Source organism: Noviherbaspirillum saxi (genome assembly GCF_003591035.1).
GTDB classification, from domain to species: domain Bacteria; phylum Pseudomonadota; class Gammaproteobacteria; order Burkholderiales; family Burkholderiaceae_D; genus Noviherbaspirillum; species Noviherbaspirillum saxi.
The window spans coordinates 1,839,212-1,853,563 of sequence record NZ_QYUO01000001.1 but is presented as its reverse complement, the minus strand read 5'-3'; the positions used below and the strand labels follow the sequence as shown (position 1 = coordinate 1,853,563).

The window sequence follows — 14,352 nt, the reverse complement described above, 5'->3', positions numbered from 1 at the left end:
TTGTTACTACTAGCGATCTGCGTTGACTGCCAGTGCCGATAGCGCCGCGCGCATCGCATCAGTCAAAGGCACAGGGCGGCGCGTTTCGCGGTCCACGTAGACATGGATAAAGTGCCCTTGCGCCGCCGGCTCCGACTCGCCTTCGCGAAAGAGCCCGATCTCATAGCGCACACTCGACGAGCCGAGCTTTGCGACACGCAGCCCGGCATCGATACGGTCCGGAAACGCAATCGACGAAAAGTAGTTGCACTGCGTCTCGACAACAAGCCCGACCGTCGGGCTATGCTCAAAGTCGAGTACGCCCTTGCGGAGCAGATACTCGTTCACAACGGTGTCGAAGTAGCTATAGTAGACCACGTTATTGACATGGCCATAGACGTCGTTGTCCATCCAGCGCGTCATGATCGGCAGGAAATGGGGATATGCGTCGCGTAACGCAGCTTCGGATTTTTTCATTTGCGAGTGTCTGTGTTGTTGAAAATGATTCAGCCGCGCAAGGTGCTGATCAGCTTGGCACGCACCTCCGGCTTGCCTGCATAGGGGTCGCCGGGGTTGCGCTGTTCGATGATGGCTTCGAAGCGCTGCTGCACCGGCGCCATAGCCTGCGGATGCGAGTAGATATAGAAACCCCGTGTGCGAATCGCGTCGAAAGTCATCTGCGCGATCTGCTCGGCGCTGACTTTTGCCGACGTGACGGCCTTGTCGGAATTCGCTTGCGCCACCAGTTGCGAGCGCGTCGGCGGCGCGGCGTTGGCCAGGTCGGCGGGACGGTTGCGGCGTGAATCGTTGAATCCGGTTGCCACGAAGTAAGGACACAGCACCGAGCAATACACTTGTTCTGTCATCAAACTCAGGTCGTGGTAAAGCGTTTCGCTGAGCGCGACTACCGCGTTCTTGGAAACGTTGTACACGCCCATCGCCGGCGCGTTGAGCAGTCCCGCCATCGAGGCGGTATTCACGATATGCCCTTCATAGGCCGGATCCTTGGCCGCAGCGGCCAGCATCAGCGGAGTGAAGATGCGCACGCCGTGGATCACGCTGCGCAGGTTCACGCCCAGCACCCACTCCCAATCCGCCTCGCTGTTCTCCCAGACCAGTCCTCCGGCCCCTACCCCGGCGTTGTTGAATAACAGGTTGACCTGACCGTATGCCGCCATCGCGGCATCGGCAAGTGCCTGGATCTGTTCGGACTTGGAAACATCGGTGCGCAGACCAATCACCGCTGCGCCCTTGGCCTTGAGTTCGGCGACGGTCGCGTCGAGCGCGTCTTGCTGGATGTCGGCCAGCACCAACTTCATGCCGAGAGACGCGCCAATGTCGGCGAACGCCTTGCCGAAGCCGGAGGCGGCACCCGTGATCACGGCGACTTTATTTTGGAATTGTTTCATGACATCGTCCTTTCTCTTGAGATCGCCTCGCCAAGGCGGGCACGGCGATAGCCATCGCAACCGCCGTGCCGCGCGGGCTTTTATTCCGCGACCTTAGGCTGCCTTCTTGCCGTAGCGGCGCACGCGGATGTCAGCCTGTTCCTTGTGGCCGGCAAAGCCTTCCAGTGCGCACAGACGCGAGCAATACTCGCCGATCATGGCGGAGGCCTCGTCAGTCAGCACGCGCTGGTAGGTGCAGGTCTTGATGAACTTGCCGACCCACAGGCCGCCGGTGTAGCGCGCGGCCTTGGTGGTGGGCAGCGTGTGGTTGGTGCCGATGACCTTGTCCCCGTATGAGACGTTGGTGCGGTGACCGAGGAAGAGCGCGCCGTAGTTGGTCATGTTCGTCAGGAAGTAATCGGGATCGCGCGTCATCACTTGCACGTGCTCGGAAGCGATGCGGTCCGCTTCGTGCACCATCTCTTCGTACGAATCGCACAGGATGATTTCGCCGTACTCTTCCCATGCCACGCGGGCGATCGGCGCCGTCGGCAGAATCGCCAATTGGCGCTCGATCTCGGCAGGCACGGCGCGCGCTAATGCCTCGCAATTGGTCAGCAGAATTGCAGGGGAATTCGGACCATGTTCGGCCTGGCCCAGTAGATCGGCCACTGCCAGTTCGGCATCACAGGTATCGTCGGCAATGATCAGCGTCTCGGTGGGACCGGCCAGCAAGTCGATGCCGACACGCCCGAACAACTGGCGCTTGGCTTCCGCCACGTAGGCGTTGCCCGGCCCGACGATCATGTCGACCGGTGCAATCTGTTCGGTGCCCAGCGCCATTGCGGCGATGGCTTGCACACCGCCCATGCAATAAATCTCGTCGGCGCCGGCCAGGTGCATCGCGGCGACGATTGCCGCCGAAGGCTTGCCGCCAAAGGGCGGCGCGGCAGCGATCACGCGCTTGACGCCGGCCACCTTGGCGGTGAGCACGCTCATGTGGGCGGATGCCACCAGCGGATATTTTCCACCCGGGATGTAGCAGCCGACGCTGTTCACCGGCAGGTTCTTGTGGCCGAGCACGATGCCGGGCAACGTCTCGACTTCAACGTCGTGCATCGAGTCTTTCTGAATCTGTGCGAAGCGGCGGATCTGCTCCTGTGCGAAGCGGATATCGTTAAGCGTCTCTTCCGACAGCGATGCGACGCAAGCGTCGATCTCTTCCTTGGTCAGGCGAAAACTGGCAGGCGTCCACTTGTCGAACCTGGACGAATATTCGCGCACGGCGCTGTCACCGCGACTGGCAATCTCGGCCAGAATCGACGAGACCGTGTCACGCACTTGCGCGTTGATTTCCGCCTTCACTTCTTGCGGCTTGGACGTTTTCAGAAAAGTAGCCATGTGATTTCCTTTGATGTCGATGTTGGGTGGTGTGAATAAGTTGTTAAGCGGAGCCGCGCACAATGATCTGTCCCGGCACTTCCTGCAGCGCCGCATGTATGCCGTCCGGTCGATGTCCGGCACGCAGCAGGTCGATGGCAAAATCGATCATTTCGATTTGGTTTCCTTGAGAGGTGCGATGCAAAGCAGTAATCGCACTGCAGCGTGCAATCGTGTGCATTGCTTGGCACCTCGCCACGCAATGGTTATCGTTGCTTGTGCATACGTGTGCACAACTGAAATGGATAGTAGCTAGGGGCTTCGGGAATTTCCCCGTCATTTAATTAGGGGGTGAACCCGGTGCAGGCGCAAGGATTTACTCTGATGGGAGCAGTGACGACGGAAGTGCTTTGTCCGGCAGGATTATTGAAGATACACCTGCCGAAATCGGGCAGAGACAAGGGGAAAAGATTTTTGACGCAGTATCGGCACAATTATCGTTGTCATTTATTTAACGAATTTAGGAGGCAGGACACTAGTACTACTGCGTCACAAAACATCACTGTCCAGTTCCCTCCCCCTTTCAGGGGGAGGGCTAGGGTGGGGGTAGAGTGGTTGCGCTAACGATTGCGCCGATTCGACCTCTCTACCCCCATCCCAACCTTCCCCCTGCAAGGGGGAAGCACGTTCGTGACGTAGTAGTACTAGGCTTCGGTGGTCAACAGCGCATACAACATTCGGCCGAGCAGGAGCGGTGTGTCCTCCTGCTTCAGATATTCAGGCTTCACGAGCGCCATCGCCCGCAGTAATGCCACGATGGTCTGATGAGCGAGAAAGCGAGCCTTATCCAGGTCACGCATGCGAATCTGGTCGGAATACCGCGCGATCAGGGCCTCCGTCACCTCGGAGGTCAAGGTGCTTTCAGTTTTGACGAGTTCGAGCCGCACCAATTCGTCGTACTGGGCCGACTTGGTAAAGAATGCCGGTTCGATCAGCGACCATCTTTGCATGGTTTCGACGCCTGCTCGCAGCATCAGACTGATGCAGTCGTACAGGCTGATTGATGGTGGTAGCGCATTAATTTTTTTGCCAGTTCGCTTCTGGCCTCGTGCAGGAAATCGTCGAAAATCGCCGCGATCAGCGCCTCCATCGTCGGAAAGTATTCGTAGATGGAGCTGACCGCCACGCCTGCGCGCTCGGACAGGTGCTGCATCGATAGCGCTTCACACCCCTATACTAGTTCGGCAAACACCGCTTCTGCTTCGACGGCAAGCCTATCCGTACACGAGGCGGCACCTAATACGCCTCGCCGTTTTTTATTAATCCGATTAGTGATTCTGACAATGCCATTAGTGGAAAAATCCATCGAGGACAAAACCCGCCTGCTGCTGAATGATCCGGCAGCATTGGTCAATTATTCGCACGATGCCTGGCGGGTTCGCTGATCGGCGGCATCCAGGACACGCAAGACTTGCTCGACTTCTGCGCGGAACATAATGTGTTGCCCAACTGCGAGATGATCGACATTGGCGACATCAACACGGCGTTCAAGCGCATGCCGGCCAACGAAGTGAAGTACCGCTTCGTGATCGATATGGCGTCAATGCGCGAGGTGGCCATCGATTGATGTTTCGCGCGGTGCCCAAGCGCTTGCATGGACTCAATGCGTTGCTGTTTCCGCTTGCGGCCTCCCCCTTTAAAAAAGAGGGGGCGCCGGCTCGACCAATTACCTATCCTTGATTTGCTCCATATAGAAACTCGGTCTCTTCCGGAGGACCAAGTCGGACAACCATAACAAAGATAATTTCCCCAATTCAAGAGGAGCGACATGAATCAAATCGAGCAGTATTCACCGACAACGTCGAAAGCCGCTACGGCGGAGGCAAAGAACGTGTACACCAAGGTCATCTGGCGGCTGATGCCATTTCTGATCCTCGCGCTCCTGGTCAACGCGATCGATCGTGTGAACATTTCCTTCGCCAAGCTGCGCATGGTCGAGGACATCGCCTTGAGCGATGCCGCCTACGGTTTTGGCGCCGGCGCCTTCTACTTCGGCTACATCCTGTTCGAAGTTCCCAGTAACCTGTACCTGCAGCGCGTCGGCGCCCGCGCCACGCTGGCGCGCATCATGATGCTATGGGGCGCGGTCACGGTGGGGACGGCCTTCGTCACTACCGCGAACCAGTTCATCGTCGCGCGCTTTTTGCTCGGCTTGGCGGAATCGGGCTTCCTCGCGGGCGTGATCCTGTATTTGACCTACTGGTTCCCATCCGCACTGCGGGGCCGCATCACTGCCGCGTTCCTGATTTCCGGTGTGTCCGCCGGGATCATCAGCGGTCCGCTTGCGGGTTGGATCATGTCTAACTTTGGTGGCTGGCTTGGGCTGAAGGACTGGCAGGTGCTGTTCGTGTTCGAAGGCATTCCGGCTATTCTGCTGGGCATCATCGCCTTGTACTGGCTCACCGACAGGCCGGCAGAGGCTTCGTGGCTGAACGCCGAGGAAAAGCATGTCATTGCCACCGCGCTGGCGGCGGAGTCGGGCAAGAGCACGGCGCATGCCCGCTTCATCGACGTATTGCGCGAGCCGCGGATTTACATCGCCGGGCTGGTGTACTTCTGTATCTACAGCGGCTCGAACACCGTGTCCTACTGGATGCCGACGCTGATCCGCGGGTTTGGCGTGGAAGACCTGAAAACCATCGGCATGCTTTCCAGCGTGCCTTACATTGTGGCCGTGTGCGGCATGTATTTGCTTGGCCGTAGCTCGGACAAATGGCATGAGCGCCGTTGGCACGTCGCGCTGACCATGCTGGTGGGCGCCAGCAGCTTCTTCCTGCTTGGCTTCGCGCAAGGAAATCTGCCGCTGTCGGTATTCCTCATGAGCCTCGGCGCAGCGGCATCGCTGTCCGCAGTCTCGCTGTTCTGGACGATTCCGCCGGCCTTGCTGACGCCCGCCACTGCCGCCGCCGGCTTCGCGATGATCAGCAGCATCGGCGTGGCGGCAGGCGTAGTCAGTCAGATTGCGGTCGGCGCGATCAAAACGGCGACCGGCAGTTTGTACATGGCCTTCGATGTGATGGGTATTACGCTGGTGGTAGGCGCCTTGGTGTTATTGATTGCGATTCCAGCACGACATCTGCGTGAGCGTAAGGCGCACTAATGCAGTTTGAGAAACCCGGGAGAAGCAAAGCGGAATCCGGGATGCCTGTCAGCATCCGTTGCGGCGATTGCGTCTCGAATGCGGAGTAACGGAATGACACGCCAGGCGCACATCCGCTCATCCCTTTTTATTCAATAACTTGGCAGGTTGCGACCGGAGTCAGAATCCGGAACGGTGTTCCCATTACATCTTTCTATAATGATTCGACTCTAGGCCGGCGACTTTGATTCAATGGTGTTCCGTCTGTTGCATCGGTTTGAACTGCCCGGGTTCTCCATCATTTCAATTAGTGAGTTTTTGACCATGTCTCTTGCAAAAATGTCTGCCCAGGACCAATCCCGTTTGCCGCAGCATGAGCCGACGGAGTCTTCGGCCCAAATCAACGGCGCCGAAAGCCTGGTGAAGACGCTGCTGGCCTGCGGCGTAGATACCTGCTTTGCCAATCCCGGCACCAGCGAGATGCACTTTGTCGCCGCGCTCGACCGCATTCCCGGCATGCGTTGCGTGCTCGGGATGTTCGAGGGCGTGGTGACGGGCGCAGCCGATGGTTATGCACGCATGGCCGGCAAGCCTGCTGCCACGCTGCTGCATTGCGGGCCCGGCCTAGCCAATGGCTTGGCGAACTTGCATAACGCGCGCCGTGCGCAAACGCCGATAGTCAATATCATTGGCGACCAGGCGACCTACCATCGCCCGTTCGACGCACCTCTGACGGCCGACACCGAAGGCTGGGCGCGCCCGGTTTCGGTATGGACCCGCACTGCCACCCACGCCGCCGCCGTCGGGGCGGCTGCCGCTGCCGCAGTGCAGGCCGCATGCGCTGCGCCCGGTGGCGTGGCCAGCCTAATCCTGCCGTCCGATGTGTGCTGGGACGCGGGTGGACAGGTGGCTGCGCCGCTGGCGCCCATCCCTGTGCCTAAGGTCTCGCCCGATGCCGTGCAGCAAGCTGCACGCGTGCTGCGTTCCGGTCAACCCACACTGTTGTTGCTGACGGGCAGCGCACTGGAGCAGGCGTCGCTGGCCGACGCACATCGCATTGCCGCGGCCACCAATGCCCGTTTGCTCTCGACCACTGCCAATGCGCGAACGGCACGCGGCCGCGGACGCTATGCCGTTGAGCGTTTGCCGTATTTTGGTGACGCCGCACGTGCCAAGCTTGCCGGCATTCGCAACATCATTCTTGTCGGCACGCCGGCACCGGCGACGTTCTTCGCCTATCCGGGCAAATCGGCGCGCCCGTATCCGGAAGATGCGGTGATCCATGTGCTGGCCCGGCCCGAGGAGGATTTGGCAGAAGCGCTGTCACGCCTGGCCGCAGAACTGAACGCGCCGCGCGTCGATGTGCCCGATACGGAGCCGCGCAACCAGGACGTGGCCACGGGCACCATCACGTCGCAGTCGGTGGCGCGGACTCTCAGTGCATTGTTGCCGGACCAGGCCGTCGTGGTCGACGAGAGCGTGAGTTTCGGTCACGCCTTTTATCCCGGGACCGAGCATGCCGCTCCACATGACTGGCTGCAAATTACGGGCGGCGCCATCGGCGACGGCCTGCCGCTGGCGCTCGGTGCAGCGGTGGGCGCGCCGGGCCGGCGCGTAGTTGCGTTGCAGGCCGACGGCTCAGGCATGTACACGCCGCAGGCGCTGTGGACCATGGCGCGCGAAAAACTCGATGTCACCGTGGTGGTGCTGGCCAACCGCAAGTACGCCATCTTGATGCACGAACTGTCCAGCGTAGGCGCCAACCCCGGCAAGACCGCGCTAGACATGCTGGATATCGGCAATCCAGACCTGGACTGGGTGAAAATCGCCAACGGCATGGGCGTGGAAGCCGCGCGTGCGGATAACATGGAGCGCTTCAATGACCTGTTCGCGCTGGCCAACCGACGCCCGGGCCCCTTCGTCATTGAACTGGTGATCTGATGGGTGCAGCGATCGACAACACCCTCCTTGACACCCTGCGCGGCATCGTCGGCCCGGCCGGCCTTCTGGCGGGTGATGAGTTGCGTGCGCGCCAAAAGCCGCAGCAACTGCACGCGTACGCGCTGGTGCGCCCGGCCAGCACCGCCGAAGTGAGCGCCGTGCTTGCCGCATGCCATGCTGCAGGTGTGGCCGTGGTACCGCAAGGCGGTTTGACCGGCCTGGTGCATGGCGCCGATGCGCAAGCGCATGAAGTCATCCTCTCGCTCGAACGCATGAACCGCTTGGAACCGGTGGATATCACACAGCGCGTGCTGGTGGCCGAAGCCGGCGTCATTCTCGAGCAAGCCCAGGCCGCCGCTGAAGCGGCTGGATTGCTCTTTCCGGTGGACCTTGGCGCGCGCGGCAGCGCCACCTTGGGCGGCATGGTGGCCACCAATGCCGGCGGTAACAGCGTGATCCGTTACGGCATGATGCGCAACAACGTGCATGGCCTCGAAGTCGTACTGGCCGATGGCACCGTGCTCAGTTCGATGAATCAGCTCCTCAAGAACAACTCCGGTTACGACCTCAAGCATCTCTTCATCGGCTCCGAAGGAACGCTCGGTGTGGTGACCCGTGTCGTGCTGCGCCTGTGCGAAGCCCCGGCCGGCCGCTGCACAGCCCTGCTGGCGCTGTCCGATTTCGACGCTGTAGGCAAGCTGCTGCGCCGCTTGGACCATGCAATGGCCGGCACACTCTCGGCCTTCGAAGTGATGTGGCAAGACTTCTACCAGGTGGTCACGACGCCGCCTGCCCAAGCGCGCCCGCCCTTGCCACAGGACCATGCCTTCTATGTACTGGTCGAAGCCAGCGGTAGCTCGACTGACCAAGCCGACCGCTTCGCCCAGATATTGAGCGATGCGATGGAACACGGCCTGGTGGCGGATGCGACCATCGCACAAAGCGAACGCGAATGCCAGGCGCTCTGGGCGCTGCGCGATGATGTGCGCCAGCTAGGCCGTTTCGGCCCGCTTGCCGCGTATGACATCTCTTTGCGCCTGGCGGATACCGCCACCTATGTAGAGACCGTGCGCACTTCGATTCAGGCGCGCTGGCCGGACGCCCAGCTAAGGGCCTTCGGCCACCTTGGCGATGGCAATGTGCATGTCGCCGTGCACGTGCCGGATATGAATACCGCAGATCGTGCCGAACTCGACGGATTGGTCTACACACCGTTGCAAGCTCTGAACGGCGCGGTGTCTGCCGAGCATGGCATCGGCATCGAAAAGAAGGCGTGGCTGGGTCTGTCGCGCACGCCGGCCGAATTGGCGCTGATGCTCTTGCTTAAGCAAAGCCTAGATCCGAAAGGCGTTCTCAATCCAGGGCGCGTGGTCGACAGCAGGCTGTAGACATGTTCAAGGCTTAGATATACCTAGCCTGCCCGGGCGCTACGGAGCCAAGCGAAATGCGAATTGCAAAACAATAAATCACAGGGGACATGATGCAAGTACAAACGATCTTGCGGTATGCAACGCTTTCGGCCGCAATTATGCTGGGAGGTCTCGCAAGCCCGTCTTTCGCGCAGGAAAAATCCGCGATTGCAACATCGGCGGCTGCTGGCACCCCGAGCGTTCTGCCGAGGCCCGACTTCCGCTTCCCGGGAAATGTCGGACGGACGTATCTCGACTCCGACCCGCCACAATTTCCGCAACCTGTTCAGGCTCCCAAGGGCGCACCAAACATCGTTCTAATCCTGCTGGATGACGTCGGCTTCGGTCAGTTCAACACCTTCGGCGGCGGAGTGCCGTCGCCCACGTTGGACAAGCTCGCTGCCGAAGGCCTGCGTTACAACCGCTTCCACACGACCGCTCTGTGCAGCCCGACGCGGGCTGCCCTCCTCACCGGCCGCAATCATCACTCGGCCGGGACTGGCACCATCGCGGAAGGAGCCAGCGGCTACGAAGGCTACACCGCAGTGCTGCCGCGCAGTACCGGAACCGTTGCGGAAGTGTTGCGCCAGAATGGATATATGACTGGCTGGGTTGGCAAGAATCACAACACCCCGCCATGGGAAACAAGCGCAGCGGGCCCCTTCGATCGCTGGCCCAACGGCCTGGGGTTCGACTATTTCTATGGATTCCATGGCGGCGACACGGACCAATGGCATCCGATCCTGTATGAGAACCGCAACCTCGTCCCGGCCGCGACCGATCCGGACTACCATGTGACCGCCGATCTTGCCGACCACGCGATCGCCTGGACGCGCAAGGTGAAGAGCATTTCGCCCGACCGGCCATTCCTTCTTTATGTCGCGCCCGGCGCAACGCATGCACCGCATCACGCGCCGCAGGACTGGATCGCCAGGTTCAAAGGCCAGTTCGACATGGGCTGGGACAAGTACCGCGAAATGACCTTCGAGCGGCAGAAAAAGCTGGGGGTCATCCCGGCCGAAGCAAAGCTCACGCCACGACCGGAATCGTTGCCGGCATGGGACTCGTTGCAGCCGGAACAGAAGCGGCTGTATGCTCGCATGATGGAAGTGTTTGCCGCCTTTGGCGCTCACACCGATTACCACATGGGCCGCATCGTCGATGCAATCAAGCAAATGCCGGGCGCAGACAACACCATCTTCATCTACCTCGTCGGCGACAACGGCGCGAGCGCAGAAGGTGGCCTGGAGGGTTCGACCAATCAGTTCCGATTCTTTAACGGGGCAGCTGAGAAATGGCAGGACAACCTGAAGCTGATCGACGAACTTGGCGGGCCAAAGCACTTCAACCATTTCCCGGCCGGCTGGGCAAACGCCATGAACACGCCGTTCCAGTGGACCAAGCAGATTGCCAGCCACTTCGGCGGTGTGCGCAACCCGATGATCGTTTCATGGCCGGCGCGGATCAAGGACAAGGGCGGCCTGCGCAGCCAGTTCACCCACGTGATCGACATTGCCCCTACCCTGTACGAACTGACCGGCATCACGCCGCCGACGCAACTCAATGGCATGCAGCAGAAGCCGATCGAAGGCACCAGTTTTTTCTACACCTTCGACGACGCGCTGGCGAAAGGCCGGCACGCGACCCAATACTTCACGATGGGCGTCAATCGCGGCATCTACCATGACGGCTGGATGGCTTCTGCGCTGGCATTCGTGCCGTGGCAATACGATCGTTCGAAATTTGATCTCAACAAACAGAAGTGGGAGCTCTACCATATCGACAAGGACTTCTCGCAAGCCGATGATCTGGCGAGCGCCAACCCGCAGAAACTGCGCGAGCTGCAGGATCTGTGGTGGGCGGAGGCGGCGAAGTACAACGTGCTGCCGCTCGATTGGCGCGGTGCGGCAAAATTCAACGCCGAACTCATGGGCCGGCCCAGCCTCGCGGGGAACCGCAAGACCTTCACCTATTATCCCGGACAAGTCGCGTTGCCGAACGAAGCCGCGCCGCGCATCCTCAACAGGTCATGGACGTTAAGCGCCGATATCGATGTGCCCGAAGGCGGCGCCGAGGGCATGATCGTGACGCACGGCGGCAGTTCCGGCGGTTACGGCCTGTACGTTCGCGATGGCAAGCCAACGTTTGTCTACAACCATCTCTCGCTCGAGTACTTCACGTTCACCGCCAAGGAGACTCTGCCGAAGGGCAAGGTGCAGCTCAAGGTTGATTTGGTATACAAAGGTCAGGCCATGGAACGCGGCAAGGCTACAGCGGTAGCGATGATGGTGAACGGTAAGAAGGTTGCCGAAGGCGAATTGACGAAGACGACGCCAAGCTTGTTTTCGCAAACCGAGGGAATGGACATCGGCATGGATACCGGTTCGCCCGTGGACTTTGTGTACAAGCCGCCGTTCACATTTACCGGCAAGATCGAGAAGGTGACGATTGAGTTGAAATGACAATAGGCAGTCATTGCGCGGAACCGGCAATGGTTTGACTACACGTCTTCATTAACAGGATGGGCGAGCGCGTCGGCGTTCGCCCATGCTCGCCGACGCCGCCGGCGATGGCCATCAGTTCTCGGCGCCGGGACGCAAGGTTCGCGACGGCAATTCACCAAAGAGCTCGCGATAGTCGGTCGCAAACCTTCCCAAATGAACGAATCCCCACCGAGACGCAGCGTCTCCGATCGTCATTTGGACCGTAGAAGTCGAGCGCAACAGACGGCGTACGCCGCAAAGGCGCATGCGGCGCAAATAGGACAAAGGCGACTGTCCAGTGACTTTCAGAAAACTTGTCTGCAGCGTGCTGCGGCAGACACGCAGTTCCGTACATAGATCAAGCACGGTGAGAGGGAACTCGGGATTGCCAAGAATCAGATCGTGGCAGCGTTTCACCATGTCGTTGTACGTCAGGTGCGTCACATCCGTGCGATGCCTTGCTTCTGCTTCACCGAGGGCACAGAAAATAGCATCCACAAGCTGCTTGCGGATCGTTGCGCGCGCGTCAGCGCAGGAGAAGCGTTCCGCATGCCAGCTCATCTCGCGAATTCCCGAGCGCAGTACGGAGAAAGCCGTGCCGCCCCGCATGAACTGAATGTGCCGGTTTTCGTTTCGTGTCGTGGTAACTCCTAGCGCATCAATGAGTCGATCGAATTCCACTGCCGACATCGTGATGCCATCCAATTCCGTGTCGCTGGGCCGATGCAATATCCACTCGCTGCCACCGCGCGAAAGGCCGACCAACGGTACGCGGGTTTCTTCGCGCCAGGATCCCGGCGCAACGGACGCAGAGCTTGTCCATGCCAACACGATCGACCCCGGCATGACCTGTCCACGGTGGACGAGTTGGCGATTGGTCCTTTCGGTAAATATGTGGAGTCCCCCCAAGTCGACCTGTCGCACCGTGCCTTCGAACGGCCCATTCTCGGTCTGGAAGTAGCGCTGATCGAAATTAGCAACGTTTCGCGCATGCTCATATGCGTCGGAAAACCGCTGGGCAGAATAATAGCTCTTCATCTCTACATCCTAGTTAGGGTTCTTCGCCCGAATCCTCCGTTGAGACGGCCACCGGGTTCGCCAAGCTGCCAGCATTCCTGCAATCAGCGGCCACCAAATCATGATAAGCCAGTATCAAGAGTCTACACCATGCGCAATGTGCAATGTCTGCTATTCCGCATGGCGTGCCGATCCGGATACTGGGTGACGTAAGAGTTGTCCTGTGCTCGTTTCGTCGCCCAAATCATCTTCTGCATTCCGTCAGGAGAAAGCGGAGACCCCATCGGGATTAGGCCGAATCACACGCCTACAAAATAAAAAATGCCACGCCAATATCCAACGCAGATGCGTATTGGCCACCGGCCAACACGAGTTGGTAATTTCGGCTAAAGGGTTGTGGAGCACTTGCCCTATGCTGGATCCATCGTCCATGGGAGACACGAATGGACGGCGCATGAAAGACAGAAACATCTGGCGATAAAAGTAATTCACAACCACAGAGGGAAAAATAGCCATGTTCAAACGTAGATTGCAGATTACAGCAGCAATCGCACTGACGGCACCGGCATTGCTCCATGCCCAGTCATCAGCAAGCACGACCGTACCTGTGACCGTCGATAATTTCAAGCGCGCCGAGTCCGACATGTTCTTTGGCGGCGTGGTGGAGCGAGGCGGTTTCGGGAAGTTTCAACACCGCCGCGAGCTTGTCCCGGTCGACAAGCAAGGCGTCGTGCGTCCCAACCGCGATACCTTGTATTCGTCGGCGGTGTTCGACCTCGATGCGGGGCCAGTGACTATCACCCTGCCAGACCCGGGCAAACGCTTCATCTCGATGATCGTGATCGACGAGGACCACTATGTGCCCGTTGTGGTTTACGCCCCGGGGACATACACCTTTACCAAAGAGAAGGTCGGCACGCGCTATGTGTTGATGGGCGTTCGTACCCTGGTCGACCCAACCGATCCCAACGATTTCAAACCAGTCCACGCCTTGCAGGATGCGATCAAGGTCCAGCAGACAAACACCGGCCGCTTCGACGTTCCCGACTGGGACCGGCTAAGCCAGAAGAAGATACGCGATGCGCTGTTGGTGCTTGGCACGACCGTTTCCGATTCCAGGGGCATGTTCGGCACCAAAGACCAGGTCAACCCTGTGCAGCACTTGATTGGAACGGCCAGATCCTGGGGCGGCAATCCCGAGAAGGATGCCAGCATGCTCTATTTCACTCCGAGCAAGAACGATGGCGTGACCATCTACAAAGTGAACATAAAGGACGTACCCGTCGATGGCTTTTGGTCGATCACCGTTTACAACGCTGACGGCTATTTACAGCCGAACACCTATGGCGCCTACTCGCTGAACAACATCACTGCGAAAAAATCCAAGGACGGCTCAGTCGCCGTCCAGTTCGGCGGCTGCGACAGCAAGATTGCCAACTGCCTTCCCATTACGCCCGGCTGGAACTACACGATGCGCCTATATCGTCCGCGTGCGGAGATTCTGAACGGCAGTTGGACGCGCCCCGAGCCGCAACCCGCGCATTGAGCGCATGGCTGGACGGCAGAGGCCGACACAAAGCCAATTTGAAAAATGCAGACATGTTGGAGGGGCGCGA

General features: G+C 59.5%; 11 protein-coding genes and 1 pseudogene. 6 read left to right on the top strand and 6 right to left on the bottom strand.

Translation table 11 applies throughout. The annotated features are described in order from the left end of the window. Positions 1 to 9: 9 nt before the first annotated feature. From D3871_RS08595 to D3871_RS08575, 5 genes and pseudogenes are all read right to left on the bottom strand, one after another. Complete coding sequence (locus D3871_RS08595; protein ID WP_119768507.1) at positions 10 to 456, bottom strand: acyl-CoA thioesterase; 447 nt, start codon at positions 454 to 456, stop codon at positions 10 to 12. Positions 457 to 485: 29 nt separating this feature from the next. Next, positions 486 to 1,388: an SDR family oxidoreductase gene (locus D3871_RS08590; protein ID WP_119768506.1), complete on the bottom strand. Its 903-nt coding sequence runs from the start codon at positions 1,386 to 1,388 to the stop codon at positions 486 to 488. A gap of 93 nt (positions 1,389 to 1,481) precedes the next feature. Beyond that, positions 1,482 to 2,768 carry a histidinol dehydrogenase gene (gene hisD, locus D3871_RS08585; RefSeq protein WP_119768505.1) on the bottom strand — a complete coding sequence of 429 codons (1,287 nt, stop codon included), beginning with the start codon at positions 2,766 to 2,768 and terminating at the stop codon, positions 1,482 to 1,484. Positions 2,769 to 3,451: 683 nt separating this feature from the next. Continuing rightward, complete coding sequence (locus D3871_RS08580; protein WP_147376758.1) at positions 3,452 to 3,757, bottom strand: hypothetical protein; 306 nt, start codon at positions 3,755 to 3,757, stop codon at positions 3,452 to 3,454. A 23-nt stretch (positions 3,758 to 3,780) separates the two neighbouring features. Further along, positions 3,781 to 3,966: pseudogene (locus D3871_RS08575) on the bottom strand (TetR/AcrR family transcriptional regulator); the annotation flags it as partial. Positions 3,967 to 4,218: 252 nt separating this feature from the next. Here D3871_RS08575 and D3871_RS08570 point away from each other — a divergent pair. The 5 genes from D3871_RS08570 (at position 4,219) to D3871_RS08550 (ending at position 11,698) form a co-directional block, all read left to right on the top strand. Further along, complete coding sequence (locus D3871_RS08570; protein ID WP_199724743.1) at positions 4,219 to 4,374, top strand: hypothetical protein; 156 nt, start codon at positions 4,219 to 4,221, stop codon at positions 4,372 to 4,374. 201 nt (positions 4,375 to 4,575) lie between these two features. Continuing rightward, positions 4,576 to 5,907 carry an MFS transporter gene (locus D3871_RS08565; RefSeq protein WP_119768502.1) on the top strand — a complete coding sequence of 444 codons (1,332 nt, stop codon included), beginning with the start codon at positions 4,576 to 4,578 and terminating at the stop codon, positions 5,905 to 5,907. Between the two features lie 378 nt (positions 5,908 to 6,285). Further along, positions 6,286 to 7,827 carry an acetolactate synthase large subunit gene (locus D3871_RS08560; RefSeq protein ID WP_119769983.1) on the top strand — a complete coding sequence of 514 codons (1,542 nt, stop codon included), beginning with the start codon at positions 6,286 to 6,288 and terminating at the stop codon, positions 7,825 to 7,827. Further along, positions 7,827 to 9,215 carry an FAD-binding oxidoreductase gene (locus D3871_RS08555; protein WP_199724742.1) on the top strand — a complete coding sequence of 463 codons (1,389 nt, stop codon included), beginning with the start codon at positions 7,827 to 7,829 and terminating at the stop codon, positions 9,213 to 9,215. The genes D3871_RS08560 and D3871_RS08555 overlap by 1 nt, the downstream gene beginning before the upstream one ends. 89 nt (positions 9,216 to 9,304) lie before the next feature. After that, positions 9,305 to 11,698 (top strand): arylsulfatase, encoded by a 2,394-nt coding sequence (locus D3871_RS08550; protein ID WP_119768501.1) that lies wholly within the window; start codon positions 9,305 to 9,307, stop codon positions 11,696 to 11,698. Positions 11,699 to 11,812: 114 nt separating this feature from the next. On the opposite strand, the gene D3871_RS08545 is transcribed toward D3871_RS08550, so the two are convergent. Beyond that, positions 11,813 to 12,757: a helix-turn-helix domain-containing protein gene (locus tag D3871_RS08545; RefSeq protein ID WP_119768500.1), complete on the bottom strand. Its 945-nt coding sequence runs from the start codon at positions 12,755 to 12,757 to the stop codon at positions 11,813 to 11,815. A 493-nt stretch (positions 12,758 to 13,250) separates the two neighbouring features. On the opposite strand from D3871_RS08545, the gene D3871_RS08540 reads away from it, so the two are divergent. After that, a complete protein-coding gene (locus D3871_RS08540; protein ID WP_119768499.1) occupies positions 13,251 to 14,282 on the top strand; it encodes a DUF1254 domain-containing protein in 1,032 nt (343 codons plus the stop codon). Positions 14,283 to 14,352 lie beyond the last annotated feature (70 nt).